Annotated in this window: 22 protein-coding genes; 21 read left to right on the top strand and 1 reads right to left on the bottom strand. The window is 74.3% G+C overall.

Annotated elements, in window-relative coordinates; genetic code table 11:
* From OG519_RS01925 to OG519_RS01825, 21 genes are all read left to right on the top strand, one after another.
* On the top strand, positions 1–945 hold the full coding sequence (locus OG519_RS01925) for a NifU family protein (RefSeq protein ID WP_405577788.1): 945 nt from the start codon (positions 1–3) through the stop codon (positions 943–945).
* A complete protein-coding gene (locus OG519_RS01920) occupies positions 942–1,595 on the top strand; it encodes a DUF5947 family protein (protein WP_405577786.1) in 654 nt (217 codons plus the stop codon). Before OG519_RS01925 ends, OG519_RS01920 begins: the two co-directional genes overlap by 4 nt.
* Positions 1,592–2,233: a DUF6084 family protein gene (locus OG519_RS01915; protein WP_405577784.1), complete on the top strand. Its 642-nt coding sequence runs from the start codon at positions 1,592–1,594 to the stop codon at positions 2,231–2,233. Before OG519_RS01920 ends, OG519_RS01915 begins: the two co-directional genes overlap by 4 nt.
* Positions 2,230–3,759, top strand: a complete 1,530-nt coding sequence (locus tag OG519_RS01910) for a hypothetical protein (RefSeq protein ID WP_405577782.1) — start codon at positions 2,230–2,232, stop codon at positions 3,757–3,759. The genes OG519_RS01915 and OG519_RS01910 overlap by 4 nt, the downstream gene beginning before the upstream one ends.
* Positions 3,756–3,875: a DUF6893 family small protein gene (locus tag OG519_RS01905; RefSeq protein WP_405577780.1), complete on the top strand. Its 120-nt coding sequence runs from the start codon at positions 3,756–3,758 to the stop codon at positions 3,873–3,875. Before OG519_RS01910 ends, OG519_RS01905 begins: the two co-directional genes overlap by 4 nt.
* Positions 3,876–3,943: 68 nt before the next feature.
* Entirely contained in the window at positions 3,944–4,177 is a 234-nt protein-coding gene (locus OG519_RS01900; RefSeq protein ID WP_405577778.1) for a hypothetical protein, read from the top strand.
* Positions 4,178–4,180: 3 nt separating this feature from the next.
* Positions 4,181–4,675: a hydrogenase maturation protease gene (locus OG519_RS01895; protein WP_405577776.1), complete on the top strand. Its 495-nt coding sequence runs from the start codon at positions 4,181–4,183 to the stop codon at positions 4,673–4,675.
* A gap of 2 nt (positions 4,676–4,677) precedes the next feature.
* Complete coding sequence (gene hypF, locus OG519_RS01890) at positions 4,678–7,224, top strand: carbamoyltransferase HypF (protein WP_405577774.1); 2,547 nt, start codon at positions 4,678–4,680, stop codon at positions 7,222–7,224.
* Positions 7,225–7,262: 38 nt separating this feature from the next.
* Positions 7,263–7,571, top strand: coding sequence for a HypC/HybG/HupF family hydrogenase formation chaperone (locus OG519_RS01885; protein WP_405577772.1), 309 nt, complete (start codon positions 7,263–7,265; stop codon positions 7,569–7,571).
* Complete coding sequence (gene hypD / locus OG519_RS01880; RefSeq protein WP_405577770.1) at positions 7,568–8,671, top strand: hydrogenase formation protein HypD; 1,104 nt, start codon at positions 7,568–7,570, stop codon at positions 8,669–8,671. The genes OG519_RS01885 and hypD overlap by 4 nt, the downstream gene beginning before the upstream one ends.
* 95 nt (positions 8,672–8,766) lie before the next feature.
* Positions 8,767–9,759 carry a hydrogenase expression/formation protein HypE gene (gene hypE / locus OG519_RS01875; protein ID WP_405592404.1) on the top strand — a complete coding sequence of 331 codons (993 nt, stop codon included), beginning with the start codon at positions 8,767–8,769 and terminating at the stop codon, positions 9,757–9,759.
* Entirely contained in the window at positions 9,760–10,476 is a 717-nt protein-coding gene (locus tag OG519_RS01870; protein ID WP_405577768.1) for a DUF6390 family protein, read from the top strand.
* Between the two features lie 125 nt (positions 10,477–10,601).
* Positions 10,602–10,991 carry a hypothetical protein gene (locus OG519_RS01865; protein WP_405577766.1) on the top strand — a complete coding sequence of 130 codons (390 nt, stop codon included), beginning with the start codon at positions 10,602–10,604 and terminating at the stop codon, positions 10,989–10,991.
* 485 nt (positions 10,992–11,476) lie between these two features.
* Positions 11,477–11,665 (top strand): thiazolylpeptide-type bacteriocin, encoded by a 189-nt coding sequence (locus OG519_RS01860; RefSeq protein WP_405577764.1) that lies wholly within the window; start codon positions 11,477–11,479, stop codon positions 11,663–11,665.
* Positions 11,666–11,909: 244 nt separating this feature from the next.
* Positions 11,910–14,795, top strand: coding sequence for a lantibiotic dehydratase (locus OG519_RS01855; protein ID WP_405577762.1), 2,886 nt, complete (start codon positions 11,910–11,912; stop codon positions 14,793–14,795).
* The gene (locus tag OG519_RS01850) at positions 14,792–15,946 is read left to right on the top strand and encodes a hypothetical protein (protein WP_405577760.1); all 1,155 of its coding nucleotides are present in this window, start codon (positions 14,792–14,794) and stop codon (positions 15,944–15,946) included. The genes OG519_RS01855 and OG519_RS01850 overlap by 4 nt, the downstream gene beginning before the upstream one ends.
* Before the next feature lie 322 nt (positions 15,947–16,268).
* Positions 16,269–18,386, top strand: a complete 2,118-nt coding sequence (locus tag OG519_RS01845) for a hypothetical protein (protein ID WP_405577758.1) — start codon at positions 16,269–16,271, stop codon at positions 18,384–18,386.
* 274 nt (positions 18,387–18,660) lie between these two features.
* On the top strand, positions 18,661–20,601 hold the full coding sequence (locus OG519_RS01840) for a TOMM precursor leader peptide-binding protein (protein ID WP_405577756.1): 1,941 nt from the start codon (positions 18,661–18,663) through the stop codon (positions 20,599–20,601).
* Between the two features lie 9 nt (positions 20,602–20,610).
* Positions 20,611–22,314, top strand: a complete 1,704-nt coding sequence (locus OG519_RS01835) for a thiopeptide-type bacteriocin biosynthesis protein (protein ID WP_405577754.1) — start codon at positions 20,611–20,613, stop codon at positions 22,312–22,314.
* A gap of 77 nt (positions 22,315–22,391) precedes the next feature.
* Positions 22,392–23,168 carry a GNAT family N-acetyltransferase gene (locus OG519_RS01830; RefSeq protein ID WP_405577752.1) on the top strand — a complete coding sequence of 259 codons (777 nt, stop codon included), beginning with the start codon at positions 22,392–22,394 and terminating at the stop codon, positions 23,166–23,168.
* Positions 23,169–23,355: 187 nt separating this feature from the next.
* Positions 23,356–25,203 carry a hypothetical protein gene (locus tag OG519_RS01825; protein ID WP_405577750.1) on the top strand — a complete coding sequence of 616 codons (1,848 nt, stop codon included), beginning with the start codon at positions 23,356–23,358 and terminating at the stop codon, positions 25,201–25,203.
* Between the two features lie 209 nt (positions 25,204–25,412).
* Here the strand turns inward: OG519_RS01825 and gap are convergent, their stop codons facing one another.
* Complete coding sequence (gene gap / locus OG519_RS01820; RefSeq protein WP_405577748.1) at positions 25,413–26,411, bottom strand: type I glyceraldehyde-3-phosphate dehydrogenase; 999 nt, start codon at positions 26,409–26,411, stop codon at positions 25,413–25,415.
* Positions 26,412–26,596: the final 185 nt, after the last annotated feature.

The raw sequence follows: 26,596 nt of genomic DNA, 5'->3' as shown, positions 1-26,596 counted from the left end.
GTGACCGAACAGCTTCCCCCGACGGCCGCCGACCGGCACACCACCGGCGACCGGATCGACACCCTGCTTGCCGCCGCGGCGGCGGGCGGGACGATCGCCCGCGAACGGAGCGAGGAACTCGTCCGGCTGGTCACCGATTTCTACGGCGCCGGACTGACCAGGCTGCTCGAACTCGTCCATGAGCGGGGCCGTCTCGACGACGACACGCTCGCCGCCCTGGCCGCGGACGACCTGGTGGCGAGCATCCTGCTGGTGCACGGACTGCACCCGTACAGCGTGGAGACACGGGTGGAGGCCGCGCTGGCGAGCGTACGGCCCTACCTGGGCTCCCACGGCGGCGATGTCGAACTGCTCGGCATCACCGACGACGGCGCCGTCCGGCTGCGCCTGCTCGGCAGTTGTGACGGCTGCCCGTCCTCCTCGGCCACGCTCACGCTCGCCGTACGGGGAGCGGTCGAGTCGGCCGCCCCGGAAATCCGTACGATCGAGGTCGAGTCCGCCGCCGACGCGGCGTCGACCGCCGCCGGACCGCTGGTCCCGGTGGACGCCCTCTTCGCCCGGCTGCACGAGCCGGCCCCGGCGCCCGACGAGGCCGGTGCCACCTGGCAGCCCGTGCCGGAGCTGGTCGGCCTGGACTCGGGCGCGGTCACCCGGCTGACGGTCGACCAGGTCCCGGTGCTGGCCTGCCGGATCGGCGCGGACCTCTTCGCCTTCCGCGACCGGTGCGCCCGCTGCGAGCAGCCGCTGGCGGGCGCGGTCCTGGCCCGGCGGCTGGGCGGCGGACCGGCAGACGCGGTCCTGCGCTGCCCCGCCTGCGCGGCGCACTACGACGTACGACGGGCCGGCGCCTGCCTGGACGCGGACGACCTGCACCTGGACCCGCTGCCGCTGCTCGCCGACGGCGCCACCGTCTCGGTCGCCGTCCCGGCCCCGGTGGCGACATGATCCTCCACGGCCGCCGCTCCTCACCGGCCGCCGCACTGCTGAGGATCCGGCACCGCCCGCGCCCGGTCACCGCCGAGCGCTGCGAGATGTGCGCCGAGCCGGTCCGGCCGGACCACTCCCATGTGGTGAACCTGGACACCCGGGCCCTGATGTGCAGTTGCCGGCCCTGCTACCTGCTCTTCGGCGACCAGGACGCGGAGTTGCGCTACCGGGCCGTACCCGAGCGGTATCTGCGCTTCGACGATCTCATCCTCGACCAGCGGACCTGGGACGAACTCCAGATCCCGGTCGGGCTCGCGTTCATCTTCCGCAACTCCCGGCTGGGCCGCGCGATCGCCTTCTACCCGGGGCCCGCGGGCGCCACCGAGTCCGAACTGCCCCTGGACACCTGGGACACCCTCGTCGCGGCCAACCCCGAACTGGCCGCGCTGCACGCCGACGTGGAGGCCCTGCTGATCCGCCGCTCGGACCGGCCGGGCGCCTCGACCTGCCATCTCGTGCCCATCGACGCCTGCTACGAACTGGTCGGCCGGCTGCGTACTCTGTGGCGCGGCTTCGACGGCGGCCGGCAGGCGCACGACGCCATCGACGCGTTCTTCGCCCGGGTCGGAGAACGCAGCACGGGCGTAGACCTGGTGGGTCCGTCATGAGCGGCCTCGGCTTCTCGGTGCTGGACATGTTCGCCGAGCCGTACACCGTCGTACCGCAGTTGACCGCGCGGCTGCGGATCGAGGACGGGACGGGGGAGCGGATCCACGCGATCGTGCTGCACTGCCAGGTCCGGATCGAACCGCAGCGCCGCCGCTACGACGACGCCGAAGGGGACGGCCTGCGCGGCCTGTTCGGCGGGCGGGAACGGTGGCCGGACACCCTCAAGCCCTTCCAGTGGATGCGCTGCGACACCACCGTGCAGGGCTTCACCGGCGCCACCGAGGTCGATCTCGCCCTGCCCTGCACCTACGACTTCGACGTGATCGGCTCCCGCTATCTGCACGCGCTCGGCGACGGCGAGGTGCCGCTCACCCTGCTCTTCTCCGGCACGGTGTTCACCCGGGGCGGGGCGGGCTTCGGCGTACGGCAGGTGCCCTGGGAGTGCGAGGCCCGGCACGCGCTGCCGGTCGCGGTGTGGCGGCGGATGATGTCGTTCCACTTCCCCAACTCCGGCTGGATCAGGCTGGATCAGGACGTCATCGACGAGATCGCCGACTTCCGCGCGCGCCGCGGGCTGATCGGCTGGGACGAGACGGTGCGGGTCCTGCTGGCCGGCGCGGGCGAGGTGGTCGTGTGACCGCCTTTGATCCGGCAGGTCCGGCAGGTCCCGTTGGTTCGGCCGGCCTCGACCGGGTCCGTGCGATCGCCGACGCGGTGCTCTACGAGGGATATCTGCTCTACCCGTACCGCGCCAGCTCGCACAAGAACCGGTCCCGCTGGCAGTTCGGCGTCCTCGGCCCGCCGTCCGCGTCCCCGGAGAGCTTCGCCGAGGATCCCGGCATGGCGACGCAGGTCCTGCTGGCGCGGTCCGACAAAGGGCCGGCCGGGCCGGCCGGGGCCACCGGGCCTGCCGGGTCGGCCGCCGTCACCGTCCATCTCCGCTTTCTCCAGCTCCAGATCCGCGAGGTGCAGCGGCCCGGCGCCGACGGCGACTGGATCCCGGTCGGCGAACTGCGGGTCGACGGCGGGTCGGTGCTGAGCTGGGACGAGGCGGTGGAGCGGGAAGTCGTGCTGCCCGCCCTGGCGTTGACGCAGCCGTACGACGCGCGCCACACGGTCCCGGGCGGCGCCGACATCGAGCCGCTGGCGGCCGCGGACGGCACACCGGTCGGCCGGATCGTCAGACGCCGTGAACCGCTCACGGTCCGGATCCGCGCCTCGGCGACGGCCGACGACGGCTTCGTCCGGCTGTCGGTGGCGGTGGCGAACGAGCACCCGGAGACCGCGGCCGGCAAGGACGCCGCGATCCGCACCTCGCTCATCGGCTCGCATCTCATCCTCCAGGCACACGGCGCCGAGTTCGTCTCCCTGCTCGAACCGCCGCAGCAGGCGGTGGCCGCCGCGGCCCGCTGCCGGCAACGCCGCTGCTGGCCCGTACTGGCCGGCCCGCACGGCTCGACCGACGTGGTGCTCGGCGCGCCGATCATCCTCTACGACCACCCCGAGGTGGCCGAGCAGAGCCCGGGCGCGCTCTTCGACTCCACCGAGATCGACGAGATCCTGACGCTGCGGGTGATGACCATGACCGAGGAGGAGAAGGCCGAGGCGCGCGCCACCGATCCGCGGGCGCGGGAGATCATCGACCGCTGCGACGCCATGTCGGCGGCGGACCTGCAACAGCTGCACGGTCTGCTGCGCGATCCACACCCGGCACCCGCCGTCGCGAGCGCGGGCGCGGGCGTGGGCGTGGGCACGAGCGCGGGTATGGGCACGGGCGCCGGCGGCGACCTGCGCGACACCGAGCCGCCCGCCTTCGACACCGGGGGCGCGCCCTGGTGGGACCCGGCGGCCGACGCCCTGGTCGATCCCGCCTCCGACGCGGTCGTGATCGACGGCGTCCGCGTCAGCAAAGGCGGCCTGGTGCGGGTCCACCCCTCCCGCCGCGCCGACGCGCAGGACCTCTTCTTCGCCGGCCAGGTGGCCCGGGTGACCGGTGTCATCTCCGACGTCGACGGGGGTGTGCACGTCGCGCTCGTCCTCGTCGACGACCCGGCGGCCGACCTGCACGACTGGTACGGCCGCTATTTCTACTTCGCCCCCGACGAGCTGGAACCACTGGCCGTCGACGCCCCCGCCGACCCCCGAGAGGAGAGCCGACCATGAAGGTCCTGGGCATCATCAGTACCGCGCTGGCCGCCGTAGGGGCGGTCACCGCCCTCGTCGTCGGCGTGATGTCGATCCCCGACATCCGCCGCTATCTGCGCATGCGTTCGATGTGAGCGCGGCGGGCGCCGAGAGATCCCGCGCACGCACCGAGGAAGAGGAAGAGACCGAGGAAGGGGATGCGATGACCGAGAAAACCGGGAAACCGGGCAGGCCCGGCGACTGGCTGACCGAGGAGCCGCAGGAGGCGCGGGGTCCGAAGGGCTCCCGCGACACCGGCTCCGACAAGCCCGGCGCCGGCCCCGCCGACCGGCCGGAGAGCGCGGCCGACAGGCCCGATGAGAAGGCCGACACCTCGGTGCGGCCCCAGGGCCCGATCGACCCGGACGCGCCCCCGCTCCAGTCCGGCGGAGGCTGACCGGTGGCCGGCGGGGTGCTCGTGGCGGGCATCGGCAACCTCTTCCTCGGCGACGACGGCTTCGGCCCCGAGGTGGTGCGACGGCTGGCCGCGTCCGACGGCCTGCCGCCGCGCGTCAGGACGGTCGACTACGGCATCCGGGGCATGCACCTGGCCTACGACCTGCTCGACGGCTACGAGGCGCTGATCATCGTCGACGCCTACCCGGGAGCCGGTCCGCCCGGCGCCCTGACCGTGCTGGAGGTCGGCCCGGCGGACCTCGGCAATGGTGCATTCGACGCACACGGTATGAATCCGGTGGCAGTACTGGCAAATCTGGGCTCAATGGGCGGTATCCTGCCGCTCACCTACATCGTCGGATGCACCCCCGCCGGGGTCGAGGAGGGGATCGGCCTCAGTGAGGCCGTCGCCGCCGCGGTCCCGGCGGCGGCCGACGCGGTACGCACCTTGGTCCGGCGGCTGGTGCCGGCCGAACCCGCCGAACCCAGGAGCTCTTGAAGATGTGTCTTGGCATCCCCGGCCGAGTCGTGGAGATCGTGGACGGATACGCCGGCCAGCTCGCGCTGGTCGATGTGGAAGGGGCGCGGCGGCGCGTCAACATCGGGATGCTCGACGAACCCCCGGGCCCCGGCGCGTGGGTGCTGCTCCACATGGGCTTCGCGGTCGAGGTCGTCGACCGGGCCACGGCCGAAGAGGCCCTGTCGGGGCTGGAGATGATGGGGCGGGCCAGGGACCGGCGGATCCGCCGGCGGTTCGAGGTGCGCGGCGTGGTCCAGGGCGTGGGTTTCCGGCCCTTCGTCTACGTCACCGCCTCGCGCCTCGCGCTGGCCGGCTCGGTCGCCAACACCAGCGCCGGCCTGGTGGCCGAGGTGGAGGGGGGCGCTGAGGCCGTGGCGGAGTTCGGCCGGATCCTGCGCGCGGACCCACCGCCCCTGGCGGTGGTGGAGCGGGTGGACTCGTGCGAGCTGCCGACGCGGGGCGGCACGGAGTTCACCATCGAGGACTCCACCGAGGGGGACCGGGCCCGCACCCTGGTCTCACCCGACGTCGCCGTCTGCCGGGACTGCCGGCAGGAGATGAGCGATCCCGCCGACCGGCGGTACCGCCACCCCTTCATCACCTGCACCCACTGCGGCCCCAGGTTCACCATCGTCACCGGCACGCCGTACGACCGGTCGGCCACCACGATGGCCGCCTTCACGATGTGCGGGGACTGCCAGGCGGAGTACGAGGATCCGGGCGACCGCCGCTTCCACGCCCAGCCGATCTCCTGCCACAACTGCGGCCCCCGGCTCGAACTGGTCCGCGGCGACGGCGGAGCCGCGGTGACCGGCGCCGACGCGCTGCGGGCGGCGCGGGACCTGCTGGCCGCCGGACGGATCGTCGCGGTCAAGGGCGTCGGCGGCTATCACCTGGCGTGCGACGCCGGCGACGACCGGGCGGTGGGCGAACTGCGCCGCCGCAAAGAGCGGGGCGGCAAGCCGTTCGCCGTGATGGTCCGCGACCTCGCCGTGGCCGCCGAACTCGTCACCTTGACCGAGGCGGAAGAAGAGCTGCTCACCGGGGTCCGCGCGCCGATCGTGCTGCTGCCGCGCCGTCCCGGCGGCGCCGGGGTCTGCCACGCGGTGGCGCCGGACAATCCCGATCTCGGGCTGATGCTCCCCTACACCCCGCTGCACGTCCTGCTCTTCGGGATCGGGGACGACCACCCGGGGCCCGACGCGCTGGTGATGACCTCCGCCAATCCGGCCGGCGAACCGATCGTCACCGACGACGCCCGGGCGCTGACCGAACTGGCGCCGCTGGCCGACGCCTGGCTGCGGCACGACCGGACCATCCATGTGCCCTGCGACGACTCGGTCAGCCGATACGCGGCCGGCGCCGAACTGCCGCTGCGCCGATCACGCGGCTACGCCCCGCTGCCCCTCGTACTGCCCTTCGACGTGCCGCCGACGCTCGCCGTCGGCGCCGACCTGAAGAACACCTGCGCGCTGGGCGAAGGCCGCTACGCATGGGTCAGCCAGCACATCGGCGACATGGCGGGACTCGCCACCGTCGACGCGCTGACCCGCACCGAGGAGCACCTGGAACACCTCACCGGTGTGCGCCCCGGCCAGCTCGTCGCCGACCAGCACCCCGACTACGGCTCCGCCCGCTGGGCCCGCGGGCACGCGGCCGGCCGGCCGGTGCGCACCGTGCAGCACCACCACGCGCACATCGCCTCGGTGATGGGGGAGCACGGCCTGGGCGCCGACGAGAAGGTGATCGGGATCGCCTTCGACGGCACCGGATACGGCTCCGACGGCGCGGTGTGGGGCGGCGAGGTCCTGGTGGCCGGCTACAAGTCCTTCCGCAGGGCGGCGCACCTCGGCTACGTACCGCTGGCGGGCGGCGACGCGAGCGTACTGCGGCCCTACCGGATGGCCCTGGCCCACCTGCACGCCGCCGGTGTGGACTGGGAGCCCGGCATGCCCGCCGTCGACGCCTGCCCGGTCAGGGAACGTGCCGTACTCGCCCACCAGTTCGGCACCGGCTTCGGCTGTGTGCCCACATCGAGCATGGGCCGCCTCTTCGACGCGGTCGCCTCACTGGCCGGTGTCCGGCACGAGGTGACCTACGAGGCGGAGGCCGCGGTCCAATTGGAGGGGCTGGCCAGGTCCGGGGGAGCGGCCGCCACCGGTCCCGGCGGCGGCTACGCGTTCCGGATCGGGCTCGCGGAGGTCGGCGAACCCGCCGTCGCCGACGCCGGCCCGGTGATCCGCGCCGTGGTGGCCGACGTACGGGCCGGCGTACGGGCCGGGCTGATCGCCGCGCGCTTCCACGCGTCGGTCGCGGCCCTGGTCGCCGACCTCGCCGAGATCTGCCGGGTGCAGACCGGCCTCGACGTGGTGGCCCTGGGCGGCGGGGTCTTCCAGAACGCCGTACTGCTCACCGAGGCCCAGCGCACCCTCACCGAGCGGGGGTTCACCGTACTGCGGCCCCGGCTGCTGCCGCCGAACGACGGCGGGCTCGCGCTGGGGCAGCTACTGATCGCCGCGGCGGGCTGACCGCACCGGCGAGATCGGATCCACCGAGAAGAGGGACCATGTGTCTGGCAGTTCCGGGGCGAGTCCTCAGCACAGCGGAGGTCGACGGCACCTTGATGGCCGAGGTCGACTTCGGCGGCGTGCGCAAGGAGGTCTGCCTCCAGTACATCCCCGACGTGACGATCGGTGAATACGTCATCGTGCACGTCGGGTTCGCCATCCAGCGCCTCGACGAGCGGTCGGCCCGGCGGACGCTGGCCGACTTCGACCGGCTCGGCCTGCTGGCCGAGGAGTTCGGCGACAGCGCCGAACCCGGCGCCGAACCCGGCCCGCGGCGGGACCGGTTGACGGAAGGAGCGGGCCGTTGAGGTATCTGGAGGAGTTCAGCGACCCGGATCTGGCCGGCAAGCTGCTCGACGAGATCCACGCCGCCACCACCCGGCCATGGGCCATGATGGAGGTCTGCGGCGGCCAGACCCACTCCATCATCCGGCACGGCATCGACCAACTGCTCCCCGAGGGTGTGGAGATGATCCACGGCCCGGGCTGCCCGGTCTGTGTCACACCCCTGGAGATCATCGACCGGGCCCTGGCGATCGCCGCCCGCCCCGGAGTGATCTTCTGCTCCTTCGGCGACATGCTGCGGGTGCCGGGCAGCGGCCAGGACCTCTTCGCCGTCAAGAGCGCGGGCGGTGACGTCCGGGTGGTGTACTCGCCGCTCGACGCGCTGCGCCTGGCCAGGGAGAACCCCGACCGGGAGGTCGTCTTCTTCGGGATCGGGTTCGAGACCACCGCGCCCGCCAACGCGATGGCCGTCCACCAGGCCAGGCGCCTCGGGGTGCGCAACTTCTCGCTGCTGGTCTCCCATGTGCTGGTGCCGCCGGCGATGGCCGCCATCATGGAATCCCCCACCTGCCGGGTCCAGGCCTTCCTGGCCGCCGGGCACGTGTGCAGCGTGATGGGCACGGCGGAATACCCGCCGCTCGCCGAGCGGTACGAAGTCCCTATCGTGGTCACCGGTTTCGAGCCGCTCGACATCCTCGAAGGCATCCGCCAGACGATCGTCCAGCTCGAAACAGGCCGCCACGAGGTGAGCAACGCCTATCCGCGCGCCGTGCGCGAGGAGGGCAACCTGCCGGCGATCGCTATGCTGCGGGACGTCTTCGAGGTGACCGACCGCACCTGGCGCGGGATCGGCGAGATCCCGCTCAGCGGCTGGCGACTGGCCCCGAAATACAAGGAGTTCGACGCCGAACTGCGCTTCGACGTCAGCGCGATCCGCACCGCGGAGTCGGCCCTGTGCCGGTCCGGCGAAGTGCTCCAGGGCCTGATCAAACCGCATGAGTGCGCGGCGTTCGGCGCCCAGTGCACCCCGAGGAACCCGCTCGGCGCCACGATGGTCTCCGCCGAGGGCGCGTGCGCCGCCTACTACACCTACCGCCGACTGGAACTGGTCGATACGAAGTGATCGAAGCGACTGAAGTGACGCCCCACGCCCCGGCCGGCCTCGACTTCGAGAGCTGGGTCTGCCCGGTGCCGCTGCGCGACACGCCCCTGGTCGTCATGGGCCACGGCGGCGGCGGGGCGATGTCGGGGGAACTGATCGAGCACCTCTTCCTGCCCGCCTTCGGCGCCGCGGCCGCCGCCGAACTCGGCGACTCCGCCGTCCTCTCGGTCGGCGACGGCACCCGCCTCGCCTTCTCCACCGACTCGTTCGTGGTCAAACCGATGTTCTTCCCCGGCGGGTCGATCGGCGACCTCGCGGTGAACGGCACCGTCAACGACCTGGCCATGTCGGGGGCGTCGCCGCTGTTCATGTCGACCGCGTTCATCCTCCAGGAGGGCACCGAGCTGGCCGAACTCGGCCGGATCGCCCAGGCGATGGGCGCCGCCGCGCGGGCGGCGGGGGTGCGGCTGGTCACCGGGGACACCAAGGTCGTCGACAACGCCGGCGGCGACGGTGTCTACGTCAACACCTCCGGCATCGGACTGATCCCGGACGGCGTCGACATCAACCCGCGGCGCGCCCGGCCCGGTGACGCCGTGCTCATCAGCGGCGACATCGGCGTGCACGGGGTGGCGGTGATGAGCTGCCGGGAGGGCCTGGAGTTCGGCACCACGGTGGAGAGCGACACCGCCCCGCTGCACGGTCTGGTCGCCGCGCTGATCGCCGCCGGCGCCGATCCGCACGTGCTGCGCGACCCCACCCGCGGCGGTGTCTCGGCCGCTCTCAACGAGATCGCCCGCGCCTCGGCCGTGGGGGTCGAGCTGATCGAGCGCGAGCTGCCCATCCCGCCGGCGGTGGCGGACGCGTGCAGCCTGCTCGGGCTCGACCCCCTCCAGGTCGCCAACGAGGGCAAACTCGTCGCCTTCGTGCCCGCCGCGGCAGCGGATCAGGCTCTGGCGGCCCTGCGGGCGCACCCGCTGGGGCGGTCGGCACGCCGGATCGGCACCTGCGTGGCCGAGCACCCCGGCATGGTGGTGGCCAGGACCGGGCTCGGCGGCACCCGGGTGGTGGGCCTCCCGATCGGCGAACAGCTCCCGAGGATCTGCTGAATGAGCACACCGGGCGCGCTGCTGTTCGCGCGCTACGCCTACCCGCCCAATGAGCTGGGGTACTGCGGCCCCCCGGACGCCGCCGCGCTGCTCAGGCCCGACGGGGCGGCCGGCATCGAGGAGCGGGCCCGGCGGTTCGAGGGCGCCTGGTGCTACCTCGAAGTCCTCGCCGAGGCCGCCGGGCTCGCCGACCCGCTCGACGTGAGCGTCGTGGAGGCGTACTGGATCGGGAACGAGCTGCTCGACCGGGTCGACCCGGCGGTCCTCCTCGACCGGCTGCGCGAGCGGTTCAGGGGCCAGCTCGGCGGCACCTGGCGCCAGGCGGCCCACCGCGCCCTCGCCCACCACAGCTTCCAGGTGTTCGACGTGTACCCGTGGGCCGAGATGCTCCGGCGCACCGGCAACCCGACGGCGCTGTCCGTACTCGACCAGTGCCGTATCCGGGGCGGCGTGGTCCTCGGCGTCGAGGGCGAGGCGGCCACCGTGGAGTCCCGCCCGCTCCGCTGGGACGGGACGGGCATGGTCACCGGGGCGCCCCGGCGCGAGGTGGTTCGCTGGTCGACCGGCGGCCGCTCGCTCATCGCCGCGCCACGCCCGGGCGATCGGGTGGCGCTGCACTGGGACTGGCTCTGTGACGTGCTCACCGAGGGGCAGGCCGGGCGGGTCGAGGCGCTTGAGCTGCGCCGACGGGAGGAGCTCAGCGGGCTTGTGCCGTGAATCCGGCGCGCTTCCCGGCTTCCGGCGCCGGGCCGGCCGCGTCCTGCCCGCCTCTCCGCCTTCGTACGGATGGCATCGCCACCGTACGGAGGGTGGAGAGGCCCGGCACGGGGGATGATGGAGGCATGGCTGAGTCGCAGCAAGCTCTGTTGGACAGGCTGGCCGTCCGTGTCGCCGCCCGGACCGGCCTGGATCTCGATGCCGCACGCGCCGCCGTCGACGAGGCGCTCGTCCAGCGGGGGGAGTATCTGCTGGTGGTCCGGGCCGAGGTATCCGCGATGGTCGAGGAGGTCGCCGAGCCGATCAGGGCCGCCCAGCGCTCCTTCAGCGAGGCCCTGCGGCGGGCCTGCGCGACCGCGACGCCTGTCGCGGAGGCCGGCCACGACGACATACCGGCCGGCGGGCGGTCGGGCCTGCGCGAGCATGACCGGGGCCTGCGGATGGTGGCCCACCACCCGGATCTCGCCGAGCTCGACCGACTGCTGAACGCGCTCTACGAGCGTCCTGACGCCTGAGCACGCGCGGACACCGCCCGACCCCCGCGGCCAGGCGCCGCTTCCGCCGCCGCACGCCGCAGCATCATGCCGGCCGGCGCGTCTTCGCCCACCGCGGTCCCAGCCGTGCCGGCCGCCCCGGCCGTCCTCGGTCAGAACCGGGCGCCGGCTCCCGGTGTCGCTTCTCGATGTCGTCACATCGTGTTGACAGAGCCCTCCCCGTCCGGACGGACTTCTACACCTGATCCGGTGCCTTCTGCCTCCGGCACCTGGCCGCCCCGGCTCCGCACCCCCACGCGAAAGCGGACAATGCCTCCGTTTTGCGGTGATTTCATCGCCGCAACCGGATCTGGCCACCGGCAATTCCCCGCCATGCTCGCTCAATCCGGCCATGTTCGGTCCAGAATCGTTCCCGAGCGGCGTTCAGATCCAGCGGTTCCCGCGGACCGCCCGGTTCCACCGACGGTGCACCTCGGCCAACGTGCCCACCAACCAGGGAGAACGCAATGTCCGAAAAAGACACCACCGAGAACGTGAGCTTCGACCTCCAGGATCTGGACCTCAGCGACCTCACCGTCACCTCGATGCGCGACACGGTCGCGCTCCCCGAGAACGGCGCCTCGTGGGGCAACTGCTCCTGCCAGGGCTCCTCTTCGTGTGCTGAGGCACGGCTGATCGAGCCCATCGCGGAGTAAGGCCGGCCGGATCCACCGGGACGGTACGCCTCCGTGACCACAGCCGCGGTCCTCGCCGGGACCGCGGGAGGCCCTACCCGACCACGTACCGGACGGCGCGCTGAGCGCTGTTGACGGTCACGGTCGCACGAGAGCTCCGTGCGACCCGTGATCGTCGCGCCGGGCGCGGCGGCTCGCCGAGGAGGCCCGCCGGCCCGTTCCACCCACCGCAGCCGCCACCTCGACGGGAGACGGGACGACTGTCATGGCGCACTCCGCAGGGTCCGGCGCCGCGGACGGCTGCCACGGCACCGCGGACCACCACCCCACCGCCGACGGCAACGGCGACAGCCCTAGCGGCTGCACCAGCCACAGCGGCTGCACCAGCTATACGGTCCGGTCCGCGCCCTACGCCCTGCTGCGCGCCACCGTGCTGCGGTATCCCGCCCAGAGCCCGCCCGCCGCCGTGTTCCGTGCCGAACTGGCCGAACTGGCCGCGCTGGAGGCCGAGACGGCGGCGCTGCTGCCCGCGCTGTGCGACAGCCTCCACGACGCCCAAGGCGGGCACCCCCAGACCTTCCACCGCGATGTGGTCCTGCCGCTGCGCCGCGCGCTCCACAACGGACGCGAACCGCGGCCCGCACTGCTGGACCGCCTCGGTGACCTGCCGGAACGGGTGCCGCAGCTCACGACGTGGCTCACCCTCCGCGGTCGCCGGGCCGCCCTGCTGGCCCGGCTGCCCGCCGTCGCGGACGACGCGCTCGCCGCCGAACGCGAAGCCCTGGCGGCGCTCTGCCGGGAACCCGCGCTTGGCCGCGCGGTGGCGCTGACCAGCGCCGATCTGCTGCGGGCCGTCGAACGCGCGGGCACCGGCGCCGCCGACCGCAAAGCGCGCAAGGAGGAGCCCGGCGTGCTGCGGCACGTCGTACGGGCGGGCACCAGGACGAGCCCGCTGTCGTGGTTCACCGCCGTCGGCTGGGGCGCCCTACCCGTTGGTGCCGCTGCCGCTGCCGCTGCCGCTGCCGCTGCCGCCGGTGCCGGTGCCGGTGCCGGCGCCGAACGCGGGCGTGGCGTCTGGGACGGGGACGGACTGCCGGTCGCCGCGCTGACCTCGGTGGTCAGCGCCAACCGGACGCTGGTGACCGCCCTGACCGAGGCGCTGGTCGCCGATCCGCGCCGCCGCGCCACCCTTCCGCACCGGATGGCCAGCAGCGCGCGGATCGCCGACGGCCGCGCGGCCTTCGCCGCCGGCCGGGTGCGGTTCGCCGGCGGCCGTTATCTGATCACCACCGAGGACGAGGTGGCGCTCGGCGCGAGCGCCGCCCTGGACCTCATCGTCTCGCGCACCGAAAAGCCTTCTCCGCTGGAGGAGTTGGCGGACGCGCTGAACACCGCGTCGGGCGGCACGGCGGCGTCGGTGTTCCTGCACCGCCTCACCGAGGCCGGTCTGCTGGTCCCCTCCGACCCGGTGGACCCGCAGGACCCGGACCCGCTGGCCGGCCTCGCCCGGTGGCTGCGCGCCGGGTCGGACAGCGCCTCGCCCGAGGAGGCGGCCCTGGCCGACCGGATCGACGCGATCGCCGGTGCGACACGGGAGTTGGCGGCGACGCGGCCCGGGCTGCGCCCCGCGCTGCTGGCGGGTGTCTCGGCGCGCTGGCACACCCTGCTGGCCGAAGCGGGCAGCCCGGTGCCGGCCGGCTCCGCTTCGTTGACCGTGCTCTCCGAGGACGTGGTGGCCCCGGAGCCGGTCCCGCTCGACGGCTGCCTCGGCGCCGCCGATCACCAGGCGCTGGGCGAACTGACCGCGCTGGCCGAACTCTTCGACGTGGGCCACCTCATGCGGCGGTGCGCCCGGGACCGCTTCGTGGCGCGTTACGGCACCGGGGGCGTCTGCCGCCATCCGTGGGAATTCGGCGGCGAGGTCGCCACGGCCTGGGAGGAGGCCGGCCGACTGGCCGCCCTCGCTCCAGCGGACCAGGGCCGCTTTCCGACCGGCGGCGCCGAACTCATCCCGCTGCGGGCCGCGTTGGCCGATGCGGTGCGCGGCGGCCCGGACGGCACGGGGGAAGGCGCCGGGGAAGCCACGAGGGAAGCCACGGGGGAGGGCGGCCCGGCCGCGGATGCCGATGTCGTACTGCCGACCGGGCTGATCCGCGGCCTCGGCGACCGGCTGCCGCACTGGATGCTCCAACGCCCGGTAAGCTACGCCTACTTCCTCCAGCGCGGCACCCCGGACGGACTGCTCTGCGTCAACCATGTCTACGGCGGCTGGGGCCGGTTCAGCAGCCGCTTCCTCGACGCGCTGCCGCCACAGGCCACCGCCGAGGTGGCCCGGCAGATCCGCCGCGGACTCGGCGCGGAAGCCAGGGCCGCCCAAGTGCGCCCCGTCGGGGGCTTCAACGCCAACCTCCATCCGCTGCTCGTCCCCGACGAGATCGGCCCCGACCGCACCTGGGCCTCCGTCGGGGAGCCCGAAGTGGACCTCGTCCACGACGAGGCGAGCGATCAGGTGCGGCTGCGGCTGCGCGCCACCGGGGAGTTGCTCGACGTGCTGTACCAGGGCTTCCTCGCTCCCGTCCTGCTCCCCTTGCGCATCGCGCCGCTGCTCTGCGACCATCCGGGCGGCATGGTCGACTTCCGGGCACTGCTGCCGAAGTCGGCCACGCGGGCGCCGGGCGGCCGGGTGATCCGCACACCCCGGCTGCGCCACCGCCACGTGGTCCTCCATCGCCGCCGCTGGCACCTCCCGGCGGGCGTGGTCCACGCGCTGCGCGCCGACCTCACCGCCGAGCCGGGCGTACCGGTCGCCGTCACCGCCCGCTGGCGCGTCCTGCTGGGCCTGCCGGAACAGCTCTTCCTGCACCCGGCGCCCGCGGTCGCCGCCGGCCGGCCCGCCGAGGACTTCCTCAGCCAGGTAGGGCGGCCCAAGCCGCAGTTCGTGGACCTCGGCAACGCGCTCCATCTGCGCTCGCTGGCCAAGTGGCTCGCCCGCCACCCCGACGGCGCCGTACTGGAGGAGGCGCTCCCCGCCCCCGGCGGCCGGGACCGGGCCGGGCGGGCCGTCGAACTCGTACTGGAGACCTACCGCGCCGGGCGGCCGTCCGCACCGCCCGGGTCCCGCCCGACCGGACCGACCAGGAGACAACCGTGACCGAGCCCGCAGCCGATCCGCGGGACGCCGCCGCCCGCGACGTGGTCGCCTACTACCACCAACCGGTCAAGGGCCCGCTGCTGCGCGAGGCGTTCCTGCCGCTCGCCGACCGCTGCTCGGCGCGCGGCCTGACCGTGCACGTGGAGCGCCACTGGCTGCACGGCCCGCACCTGCGGCTGCGGCTTCGCGGACCGGCCGACCAGGTGGCGCGGGCCGCGGCGGACGGCGCGGCGGCCGTCCAAGGCTGGATCCACGACCACCCCTCGGCCGCCGGCCTGAGCACCGCGGAACTGCTCGCCCAGGCGGCCGAGGCGGGCCGCGCCGAGCTGATCGCGCCGCCCTACGGCCCCGTACTGCCCGACAACACCGTACGGGTCGAGCGCGTCGACCTCGCCCAACTGCGGGCCCTGATCGGCGCGGACGGGGTGACGCTGCGCAACGACCTGCTGCACCTGGGGCTGCCCGCGCTGCGCGCCGCGTCGGGATTCCTGGCACAGCAGGGCGACGGCGCGCCGGCCCGGCTCCAGGTCGCCGTCGCGGCGCTGGCGGCGCACGCGGCGGGCCATCCCGGCGGGCTGGTCGGCGGCCACTACTCCTACATCTCCCATCTTGAGGACTTCCTCGTCCACGACGACCAGGACGGGCGGCTCCGGCGGGCCTTCGACAGCCGGTGGCAGAGCGTGGGCGGAGCGGTGACCGCTCTCGTCGGCCGGATCGCCGAGGGGGGCGCCGCCGGGTGGGAACGGGAGTGGGCCGCCTGGTCGGCGGCGGCCTGGCAGCTCGCCGAGGGGCGCCTGGCCACCGGGGCGAACCTCGCCGGCCATCCGCACGAGTACCGGGCCCGGGCCGCCGCCACCGGTGACCCGGCGGCGGCCGAACGCTGGGACCCCGAACTGCGGACGCGCTACAGCGAGTTCCACCAGTTGCTGCGCCGCTCCGACCCGGCCGGGGCGATGTGGACCCGGCCCGCCTACCTGGTCTACCGGGCCTGTACCAACGGCCTGTACCGGCTCTTCGCCATCTGCGACATCACCCCCCTGGAGCGCTACTTGGCCGCCTACCTCGTCATCCGGGCCGTCCCCGCGCTCACCGGCCACGAGTGGCGCACCGAGGTGACCGCCGTCGTCGACGCGGTGGAGCGCGCGTCGTGACGGGGGCGGCGGGTCCCGGGTCCGATGGGGTCGATGGGCTGGCGGGTTGGTTGTTGCGGCTTGGGGTTGGGGTCACTCCGCTGCGTGCGTGGTGGTCGGGTGCCACTTCGGCGGGGAGCCGGGCGTTGCCGGCGTTGCGGCGCCCGGCCTGGGCCGCCTCCCTGGGGCGGGCGTCGTGACCGGGGCGGGCGAGCGGTCGGGGGAGGCGGGTCCTGGGCTTGACGCTGTTGATGGGCTGGCGGGTTGGCGGCTGCGGCCGGGGGTCGGGGTGACGCCGCTGCGCGATGGTGTTCATCTGCGCGCGTGGCGGTCGAGTGTCACTTTGGAAGGCAGTCGGGCGTTGCCGGCGTTGTGGCGGATCCTGGCGGAGGCGCTGCGCACCGGCGAGCAGGCCGCACTGTCGCGCCAGGCCCCGGCCGGCTCCCCGGTGCGGGCCGCGCTCGGCACGGTCATCGAGCAGCTACGGGCGCACGACGTGCTGGTGCGCCAGACCACTGAACCGGAGGGGGTGGCCTCCCGGTGGCTGCATGCGGTCGCCGAGGACCCGGGCGCGGCGGCGACGGCGCTGGCGGCCGCCAGGGTGCGCGTACTCGCGGCGGACCCCGAAGGGTCGTTGGCGCAGGCCGCCGGGCGGGCGCTGACGGCGAGCGGGGCAGTGCCTTCGTACGGTGAGGAAGGGGACGTGCCCGGCCAGATCCTCTTGCTCGCGGACGGGCCGGGGGAGGGCCACCAACTCGCCGTCGCCGCAGCCGTGTCGGGCGGCACGGCATTCGTCACCGCCCCCGGCAGCCCGGCGCAGGCGCGGGCCGACGCGACGGCACTCACCGCCCGGCTGCGCCTGAGCTCGGACTCCGCGCCCGACCGGGGCGAGCCGGTGCGGTCCGGAGTGCTGGGCCCGTCGGCTGTGTCGGGCGCGTCCGCCCTGCCGGTGTCGCCTGGCGTGCCGGCGCCGTCCGCCGCGCTGGGCCCGTCGGCCGTGTCGGGTGCGTCCGCCCTAACCGTCCGGCCTGTCGCGCCGGGCCGGGGCGAGCCGGGCCCGCCCGCCTTATCGGTGCCGTCTGCCGTGCTGGGCCCGTCGGTCGTGTTGGTACCGTCCGCCCTACAGACGTCGCCTGGCGTGTCGGCGCCGCCTGCCGCGCCGGGCCGGGGTGAGCCGGGCCGATCCGCCCTACCGGTGCCGTCTGCCGTGCTGGACCCGTCGGCTGTGTCGGGCCCGCCCGCCCTACCGGCGGCGCCTGCCGTGCAGAGCCCGTCGGTCGTGTCGGGTGCGTCCGCCCTAACCGTCCCGCCTGCCGTGCAGGGCCCGTCCGTGCCGGAGCTGTCCAACTTGCAGGGTCCGTCTGTCCTGCCGGAGGCGCGGGCTCTGCCAGACCCGCAGGGGCCGCTGGTCGCGCTGGTTGCCGGGGCGGCAGCCCATCGGCTGGTTTGTGCGGTTGCCGGGCTGCCGGACCCGGCGGAGGAGGGCGAGGACCAGCGGGTTCTGGCTGACCGGCCGGCGGTCCTCGTCGCCGGCGCCCGGCCGCTGCGGGCCGACTACCACGCCTGGCTCGGGCCGGACCTGCTGGACGCGGATCGCTCGGCGCCGCCGGCCGTCCCCGGCACCCTTGCCGAGGCGTTGGCGCGGGTGGCGGCGCTCGGTGACGAGCTGGTCGGGGTGCTCCCGGCGCCGACGCCGGGCGCGTTGCCGCAGCTTCCGGTGGCACTGGTGACCTGCCCGGTGCGGGGCGGCACCCTCTGCGCCGGATCAGCTCGGGTCGACCTGGCCCGCCTCGACGCGATCTGCCGGGCGGCCGAACTGCGCCTGGCAGCACCGGACTCCACGGTCACGGTTGGCGTGGACCTCGACCACGCATGGGGACGTGCCCTGCGACGAGAGGCCGCGCGCCTGCCCTGGCCGGCCGGGCCCGAGCTGCCGGCGGCGGAGTGGGCCGCCCACCCCCAGGCCCGTCACTGGTGGACCACCCTCACCGTACGGCTTTGCACATCCGCGACGCTGAGCGTCGTCCCGCTCGCGCCGGGGGAGGCCGTCTGCCGCGCCACCGTCCGGGACGCGTCCGGTCGGCTGCTCGGGGTCGCGGTGGAGGCGACCCCGGGTGACGCGGCGGCTTTCGCGGCGCTGGCGGCGACGGCCCATGTGCAGTCCGTAGCCACTGGAATGACGGTGCGTCAGCAAACCGCACCCAGCGGCGCCGTCACCCCGATCGCCACCGCCGGTACGGAATCCGCCGGTTGGGAGGACGACGGCTGGACCACCGCCTGGCTGGCCGGACTCGCCACCCGCGAGGCCCCGTTGCAGTCGGCCCTCCGCCGTCTCACCGGTCTCCGCCCCCAGCGAGAGAACCCCCGGGGACCCGACCCCGACCCCGAAGCCCGCGCCATCACCGCCGCCCTGCACGGCTGCGGTTTCGCCATCCTGACCACGCCCGGCGGCGCCGAGTGAATCCGCCGACCGAAGCGAGCGGTGTTCCCGAGCCGGGCCCCGCCGAGGGCCCGCCCCGCCCGGGGAGTTGGCCCGGTGCGCGCGGCAGCAACTGCCCGATCCGCCCGCCTGGTCACCGTGGCCCGATCCGAGCGGGACGCCGCACCCCCACCGGGGCGGGAAACGCCGGTGGGCGGCACAAACAGAGTGCGCGCCGGCCGGACGGCGTCCGCCCCGCCCGCCCGGGTCCCACCGCTTTCGTGGCGGCTACGCCAAGCACCTGCGGAGGTCCGCGATGACCGCGCCCATCACCCTCGTGCCCGGCGGCATCGACGGCAGCGACGCCGCCGCCGGCTCGATCAGGGTGCCGGACGGCGTCCAGGTGGTGGACGCGGAGCGCGCGCTCGCCCTCACCGAGGGGGCCGCCGTCGTCGTGCTGGCGGAGTGGACGCTCGCCCTCGGCGCTGAGTTGAGCCGGCACGCGCTCAAGCACCCGGTGGTTCTGCTGCCGGTGCGGTTCGACGGCGCGCTCACGGTGGTCGGACCGGTGCTGCGGCCCGGGGCGGCGGCCTGCCTGGCCTGTACGGAGTACCAGCGGCTGGCCACCGCCGGGGGCCGTGTGCCGTACCGGAGCCCCGGCCTGGTCATGGCCGGGCTGCCCGCTCCCGCCCTGGCCGAGGCGATCGGGGCGCTGGCGGCTGACCTGCTGCTCGAAGAGCCGGAACCGGCGGCCGGCGCCACCGTCCAGGTGGTGCACAACGGCCGGGCCACATGGTCCACCCACCAGGTCCGCCCCGTCGGCGGCTGCGCGGTGTGCCGACCGCTGCCGCCCGACACCGAACAGGACGCGGTGATCCCCGAGGTACCGCGCCCGCTGCCCGACCCGGCCGTACTGCGCGGCGCCAACCCCCGTACCGGCAACGCGAGTCTGCGGGCCGCGCTGTACGACGAGCGCTTCGGGCCGGTCCGCCGGCTGATCAGGTCCGAGCACTCGGTCTTCGGCCTGAGCAGCGCGTTCGTCACCGACGGGCGGCTGCTCGACGACGGCGGCTACGGCCGGTCCACCGACTTCGAGAGCGGCGAGCGGGTGGCCCTCTTCGAGAGCGTCGAACGGCTCGCCGGGATGCGGCCGACCGGGCACCGCACCGTGCTGCGCGCCTCGTTCGCCGCGCTGGGCGCCGAGCGGGCGCTCGACCCGGAACGGCTCGGCCTGCCGGAGCCCGCCCACCACGGTCACCCCGCCTCGCGCACCGTGCCGTACACACCGCGACTCGAACTCGACTGGGTACAGGGCTGGTCGCTCACCCGCCGACGTCCCGTCGCCGTCCCGGAACACGTCGCCTACTGGGACGTGCCGGGGCCCGACCGCCCCCGGGTCGTCTACGAGTCCTCCAACGGCTGCGGCCTGGGCAACAGCCGCCAAGAAGCCGTTCTCTACGGCCTGTTCGAGGTCGCCGAGCGCGACGCCTTCCTGATGGCGTGGTACGCCGCCACCCCGCTGCGCCGGATCGCGGTGCCCGCCGACGACCCCGAAGTCGCCGCACTCGCGGACCGCGCGGCCCTGGCGGGCTACCGGCTCACCCTGCTGGACGCCACCAACGACTTCGGTGTTCCCGCGGTCGTCGCGCTCTGCCGCTACCGGGGCGGCCACCCGGCGGCCCCCCGGGCGTTCCTCGCCGCGGGCGCCCACCACGACCCGCGCGCCGCCATCCGTTCCGCCGTCGCCGAGGTGGTCACCAACGTCCACGAGGCCGCCGCGCGGGCGCTCGATCCCAAGCGCCCGCACGGGCCCGAACGCCTGCGCCCGATGGTGGACACCCCCGAACTCGTGGTCTCGCTCGACGACCATGTCGGCCTCGGCACCCTCCCGGAGACCCAGTCCCGGCTCGACGTCCTCGTCTCCGACGCCCCGGCGGCCGACTGGCGCGAGGTGTGGCCGGGCGGGCCGGCCCCGGTCACGGACCTGACCGCGCTGCTGACCGAGACCGTGCGGCGGCTGTCGACCCAGGGACTCGAAGTGATCGCCGTCGCCCAGGACGAGCCCGGCGTACGCGAGCGACTCGGCCTGCACTGCGCCAAGGTGGTGGTGCCCGGTTCGCTGCCGATGACCTTCGGGCACGTCAACCACCGCACCCGCGGGCTGCCCCGGCTGCTGGAGGTCCCCTACCGGCTGGGCCGCACCGACCGGCCCCTGAGCTACGACGAGTTGGCCATCCACCCGCACCCGTTTCCGTGAGGACACCCCGTGACCGACGGCCCCGCACCCGCTGACCCCGCCGGCTGGCGCGGCCTCCATCTCTTCCTGCACACCGGCACCGAGGAGACCGACGCCTTCCTCACCGACGACCTCGCGCCGCTGCTCGACGCCCTGGTGGCCGACCGGGAGGCCGCGGACTGGTTCTTCATCCGCTACGGCGAGGACGGTCCCCACCTGCGGATCCGGGTCCGCGGACTCACCACGGCCGCCGCCGCCGAACTCGCCTCCGCCCTGGAACGCCTCGCCAAGGCCCGCGCCGCGGTCGACGGTCCCTGGCCGTCCCGGCACGCCGAGGTCCGCCCGGTGCCCTACGTCCCGGAGATCGAGCGGTACGGCGGCCCGCTCGCCCTCCCGGTCGCCGAACGGACCTTCGCGGTCTCCTCCCGGGTGGCGATCGACGCCCTGCGCCGGAGACCGGGCGGCGCGGCCCGGTTGACGGTCGCCGCCGACCTCGCGCACACCACCGCCCGCGCCCTCGGCCTGGACGGACTGGCCGCCGCCCAGTGGCTGCGACGGCACGCGGCCGGCTGGCGCTGGACCACCGAAGTCGCCCTGCTGCCCGCCGAGATGGTGCACGCGAAGGTCAACTCCGTCTACGCGGGGCAGCACGAGAGCCTGGTCCGGCGGGCACGGACGCTGGAGGAGGCGCTGGAGCGGGGCACCGCCGACCCCTGTCTGAGCGACTGGGCCGAGTACGTCCGGTCCGCCGACCGGCAGTTGCGTGAGACCGGCGCCGTGACAGGCGCCGTGGCCGGCCCGGCCGACGCCTCGACACTGCGGATCTGGGGCTCCCAACTGCACATGCTGCTCAACCGCCTTGGCGTCACCCCCGACGAGGAGCGGGCCGTCTGCCGGCTCGTCTCGCGCACCCTGCTGGACGCGGGCGAACCGCCGTCGTTCTTCCCCACCGGGCACCGCGCGCCCGACCGGCAGTATCTGGAGCGCAGCAAGTTCCAGATCGGGCGCAACGCCGACAGCGCCGTACGGTCCCTGCCGCCGACCGGACCCGCCGGGCGCCCGGCGGGGGAGATCCCGCTGCCGGCCGAACCGCTCCCCGACATCTCCCTGCACGCCGCGCTGACCGGCCGTACCTCCGCGCGAGGGCCCCTCACCGGTCCGCTGACCGCCGCCCAACTCGGCACGCTGCTCTGGGACGCGCACGCCGAGAGCCACCGCTCCCGGCAGCGGACGGCCGACGGCGCCGAGCGCGCGCTCAGCCACCGGCCCTATCCGAGCGCGGGCGCGCTCTACACCGTGCGGTTGACGCTGATCGCCCTCGACGTCGAGGGACTGCCCGCCGGTACCTATCGCTGCGTCCCGGGCCGGCGCACCCTGGCGCCGGTCGGCCCGGCGCCGTCCGTCGAACAACTCAAGCCGCTCTCCTCGTACTTCTCCCGGCCCGCCGACGACCCGGACTGGATCGGCGTCGACCACGCGCCGGCCCTGCTCGGCCTCCACCTCGACCTGGGGCTGCTGCGCCGGCGCTACGGCCTGCGGGCCCTGCGCCTGGGGCTGTTGGAGGCGGGCCATCTCGCCCAGACGCTGGTGCTCGTCGCCACCGCGCTGGGGCTGGCCACCACCACGCTGGGCGGTTTCCACGACGACCTCGCCCATGAACTGCTCGGCCTCGACGACTTCGACAACCCCCTCCAGTACCTCCTCCCGCTGGGCCGCCGGGCTGGCGGTGCCTGACCGCCGGGTGGTCGGTGCCTGAGGAGAAGAGCCGCCGGGCAGCCCCTTCCGCGACGGGCGGCAACTACCATGAGGAAATGTTCATGCGGAGGGACGGCATGGTGATCGCCCGGGTCGCGGAGGGAGTGCACTGGCACGCTCTCGACGACGACGAGGTGGTGGGGCGGGGATACGCGCTGCACCGGCCGGACGGCCGGGTGTTCCTCAGCGTCGACTCGTGGCAGGACGACGTCTTCCACCGGCTGGCGGACGCGATGCTCGCCGACCTCCCGGCACCGGTCTACACCGTGGTGGACGACGACGACCGCGAGGTGCTGGCCCGCTGGCAGGGCGTGGGCTTCGTGCCCCACCGGCGCGAACGGGAGTACGTCGTCCCGACCGACCCGGCGACCACCGGACTCGATCGGCCGCCGCCGCCCGGTGTGACCGTCCTGCCCGTCGGACAGGCCGCGGAAGCCCCGCTGCGCGCGCTGGACCAGGCGCTGCGCGACGAGGTCGGTCCCGTCGGGTGGCAGTCGATGCCCGCGGAGGTCCTGGTCCGGCCGGACGGGAGCGGCGGCGTGTTCGACCCGTCGCGGTACGCCGTGGCGGTCAGGGACGGGCGCTACGTGGGCCTGGCCCGGGTGGCCCCGCTGCCCCGGCGGCCGCGGCTCGGTCTGCTGGCCGTCCGGACCGACCACCGGCGCCTGGGGATCGCCCGGGCGATGCTCACCGAGGTGCTCGGCTCACTGCACCGGTCCGGGATCGCCGAACTCTCCACCGAGGTCGACGAGGACAACGCCCCGGCCCTGGCGCTCTTCGAGAGCGCGGGCGCGCGCCATCTGCGCGACGCCGTGGAGTTGCTCCACACCTGACCCCGAGCCCACGGGCCCCTTGTCGAACGCGCCGGGTGGAACGCCGGCCTGCCTGGCGCCTCGCCGTCTCTCCGGACCGCGTCGGGTCCGCGCCCCCGGGCGGGCGCGGAACTGATCTGAACCGGTGCCCGCCGCCGTCCGTGTAGGAGAGGACAGGCGGCGGCGCACGGCGGGAGTCGGGAACACCATGGCAAGGCGGCACGCGAGCAGCCAGGACTTCGCGCTGGTGGGAATGGGCCAGGACCCCACACCGGGCGACCCTGACCTCATCCGGGGCGTCCTCCAGCGCTACCAGGACATCGGGGACGCCGCGGAGAAGGCGCTCAACATCATCAAGAAGGACGGCACCATCGCGCAGGGCCGCGGCTCGGCGATGGACCAGCTCAAGGCGAAGATCGGCGACGATCTCCCCGACAAGCTGACCAAGACGATGAACTCCTACCACGACGCCGCCCGCGCCTACACCGACTACATCCCGCGGCTCCAAGAGGCCCAGGACACCTTCGACAAGGCGGTCGACCAGGCCGAGAGCGCCTCGGCCAAAGCCGGTCAGACGCCGCCGGCCCTCGGGGACGACCCCACCGACGAGGAGCGTTCGGCGGCGCGTTCAGCCCAGGATCGGATCGACCAGGGCAAGAGCGAACTGAGCGCCGCCAAGAGCCTGGCCGAGCAGGCGAAGACACTGCGCGAGACCGCGCAGCGCGCCTGCGCGGACGTGCTGGACCGGGCGGCGGGCGAGGCGATCCCGGAGCGGAACATCTTCCAGAAGATCTCCGACTTCTTCAAGGACTTCCCGTTCGTCCAGATCCTGCTCGGCCTGCTCATCGCCGCCGTGTCGGTGTTCTTCCCGGTGGCCGGACTGCTGCTCGGCGGCGCGCTGTTCGCGATCACCCAGATATCGGCCATCGCCAGCGGCAACTTCAGCCTGGGCGACTTCGTGACCGGACTCATCGGTCTGGTGCCCGGCGCCGGGCTGCTCGGCAAGCTTGGCGGGGACGCGGCCAAGGGGGCCGTCGCCGCCAAGGAACTGGGCGGCGTCGCCAAGGTCGGCGGCGGCTCCATCAAGGAAGGCGTGGCGGCGTCGGCCGGCTCCACCAAGTCCATCGGGCCGCTGGTGAAGACCGGCGGCAGCCGGGCCGTCGGTGACGCGGGGGAGACCGCGGGCAAGGCCGGCGGCCTGAGCGGCAAGATCGGCAACGGCCTCGTCGACCAGGTGCTCGGCAGCAACGAGATCAAGCCGATCACCGTCACCCGGGTCGCCAAGGGCATCATCACCCACGCCGCCAAGGGCGCGGGCGAGGAAGCCGGCAAGGAGGCGGTGGGAGACGTCGCCGACGGGCAGCCGGTCAGTCTCGACGTCGGTAAGATCGCCGGGGCCGCCATCGGCGGGGCGATCGTCGGAGCCGGCGGTGTCGTCGCCGCGGCCGGCAAGTTCGGGACAAGTAAGGGCGCCCGGATCGGCGCGTCCGCGGGTATCCACGGCGTGGGCGGTGCCACCGACGAGGCGTCCGCCGAGGCGATCGACGGTGAGCCGCTCGATCCGCTCAAGATCCTGGAGAAGGGGGGCAAGAGCGCGGCGACCGGTGCGGCGCGGACCGCCGCCAGCGTCAACGTCCCCCGCCCCGGGGCCAACCCGGCCGCCGGGACGCAGCCCGCGGACACCGGCGCCGCGGCCGGGCACGGTGCCCCGGCCGGACACGGTACGGGCACCGGGAGCGGCCATGAGCCGGCCGGGTCCGGCACGGGAAGCGGGACCGGGCCCGGAATCCCGGTCAAGGTCTCCGACCCGGCGGCCGGCCAGCCCGGCCCGGCCGCCCCGGCCGCCGGTCCCGCCGGGAGCAGCGGTCCGGGCGGCATCCCGATCAAGGTGTCCAACCCGGCCGCCGCCCCCGCCGGAACGTCCTCAGCGGCCGGCAGCGACGGCCCGCCGGTCCTGCCGCAGATCGATTCCCCAGGACCGCTGCACATCCCTGGCGTCAACCTCCCGCACACCGCCCCCGACCCCGCACCCCCGCGGCCGCCGCGCGGCGCCTGAGCCGGCGGTTTCCCGACCGACCGGCCCCACCTGACGGGATCCGCTCGACCCCCGCGATCGGCAGGGGGATGGACCGTCGTGTGTGCGGCCGGGTCGGCCGGGCGGGGCGCCTCGCCCGGCGGGCGGAGTGCCGGCCGCCGCGGCCGAGCGGCGAGGCAGGCGTGCGGCACCGTACGGGCGGGCCGGGGCGGACGGCCGCTCGGGTCCGTTCAGGCGCGGGCGAGCAGTTCGAGGGTGTCGACGACACGGTTGGAGAAGCCCCACTCGTTGTCGTACCAGGCGACCACCTTGATGTGCTTGCCGTCGACGCGGGTGAGAGCGGCGTCGAAGACCGAGGAGGCCGGCAGGCCGGTGATGTCACTGGAGACCAGCGGCTCCTCGGCGTATTCGAGGATGCCCTTGAGCTTGCCGTCGGCGGCGGCCCGGTAGGCCGCGATCACCTCGTCGCGGGTGACCTCGCGCGCCACCGTGGTGTTCAGCTCCACGATGGAGCCCACCGGCACCGGCACCCGGATCGAGTCGCCGGTCAGCTTGCCGTCGAGGTTGGGCAGCACCCTGCCGATGGCCTTGGCGGCGCCGGTGGTGGTGGGCACGATGTTCACCCCGGCGGCGCGGGCACGGCGCAGGTCGCGGTGCGGGCCGTCCTGGAGGTTCTGCTCCTGGGTGTAGGCGTGCACGGTGGTCATGAAGCCGTGCTCGATGCCGGCCAGGTCGTCCAGTACGGAGGCCAGCGGAGCCAGCGCGTTGGTGGTGCACGAGGCGTTGGAGATGATCACGTGCGCGGCGGGATCGTAGTCCTCGGTGTTCACCCCGTAGGCGAGCGTCACGTCGGCGCCGTCGGACGGGGCGCTCACCAGTACGCGCTTGGCGCCGGCCCGGATGTGGGCGCGGGCGGCCTCCGCCGAGGTGAAGCGGCCGGTCGACTCCAGCACGATCTCGACGCCGAGTTCGGCCCACGGCAGGTTGGCGGGTTCGCGTTCCGCGAGCACCTTGATACGGCGGCCGTCGACCACGAGGTCGCCGCCGTCGACCTCTACGGAGCGGCCGAGACGGCCGAGCGAGCTGTCGAACTTGAGCAGATGGGCGAGGGATCCGGGGGCGGTGAGGTCGTTGACTGCGACCACTTCGAGGTCGCTGTCCCGCTCCAGCAGGGCGCGCAGCGTGTTGCGTCCGATACGGCCGAATCCGTTGACGGCTATGCGGGTCATGGAGAGGTCCTTTCGTCTCGTTCTCCATGGTCGGCGTCTGCCGGCCACCCGGACAGTGGCTCGAACGGCAGCGTGCGCAAGGATGCCGCCAGACATTTCGCCATCGTCCGCAAGGATCTCGCCACCGGCAGTGGCACTGCCGCCATCACCACCGCCGCCACGAGCGTCACGGCGGCACGGTTCGC

The organism is Streptomyces sp. NBC_01190 (assembly GCF_045039895.1).
Taxonomy (GTDB): domain Bacteria; phylum Actinomycetota; class Actinomycetes; order Streptomycetales; family Streptomycetaceae; genus Actinacidiphila.
Note: the sequence above shows the minus strand (reverse complement) of the source record. Positions and strands in the feature narration are given on the sequence as shown.

Excerpts from the sequence above, each read along its gene's own strand:
- OG519_RS01855 (WP_405577762.1), top strand. The coding sequence starts at position 11,910 with ATGGCGCACTCCGCAGGGTCCGGCGCCGCGGACGGCTGCCACGGCACC.
- OG519_RS01870 (WP_405577768.1), top strand. The coding sequence starts at position 9,760 with ATGAGCACACCGGGCGCGCTGCTGTTCGCGCGCTACGCCTACCCGCCC.
- OG519_RS01840 (WP_405577756.1), top strand. The coding sequence starts at position 18,661 with ATGACCGCGCCCATCACCCTCGTGCCCGGCGGCATCGACGGCAGCGAC.
- OG519_RS01905 (WP_405577780.1), top strand. The coding sequence starts at position 3,756 with ATGAAGGTCCTGGGCATCATCAGTACCGCGCTGGCCGCCGTAGGGGCG.
- OG519_RS01885 (WP_405577772.1), top strand. The coding sequence starts at position 7,263 with ATGTGTCTGGCAGTTCCGGGGCGAGTCCTCAGCACAGCGGAGGTCGAC.
- OG519_RS01900 (WP_405577778.1), top strand. The coding sequence starts at position 3,944 with ATGACCGAGAAAACCGGGAAACCGGGCAGGCCCGGCGACTGGCTGACC.
- OG519_RS01860 (WP_405577764.1), top strand. The coding sequence starts at position 11,477 with ATGTCCGAAAAAGACACCACCGAGAACGTGAGCTTCGACCTCCAGGAT.
- hypE (WP_405592404.1), top strand. The coding sequence starts at position 8,767 with ATGGGCCACGGCGGCGGCGGGGCGATGTCGGGGGAACTGATCGAGCAC.
- hypF (WP_405577774.1), top strand. The coding sequence starts at position 4,678 with ATGTGTCTTGGCATCCCCGGCCGAGTCGTGGAGATCGTGGACGGATAC.
- OG519_RS01915 (WP_405577784.1), top strand. The coding sequence starts at position 1,592 with ATGAGCGGCCTCGGCTTCTCGGTGCTGGACATGTTCGCCGAGCCGTAC.
- OG519_RS01865 (WP_405577766.1), top strand. The coding sequence starts at position 10,602 with ATGGCTGAGTCGCAGCAAGCTCTGTTGGACAGGCTGGCCGTCCGTGTC.
- OG519_RS01830 (WP_405577752.1), top strand. The coding sequence starts at position 22,392 with ATGTTCATGCGGAGGGACGGCATGGTGATCGCCCGGGTCGCGGAGGGA.
- OG519_RS01920 (WP_405577786.1), top strand. The coding sequence starts at position 942 with ATGATCCTCCACGGCCGCCGCTCCTCACCGGCCGCCGCACTGCTGAGG.
- OG519_RS01825 (WP_405577750.1), top strand. The coding sequence starts at position 23,356 with ATGGCAAGGCGGCACGCGAGCAGCCAGGACTTCGCGCTGGTGGGAATG.
- gap (WP_405577748.1), bottom strand. The coding sequence starts at position 26,411 with ATGACCCGCATAGCCGTCAACGGATTCGGCCGTATCGGACGCAACACG.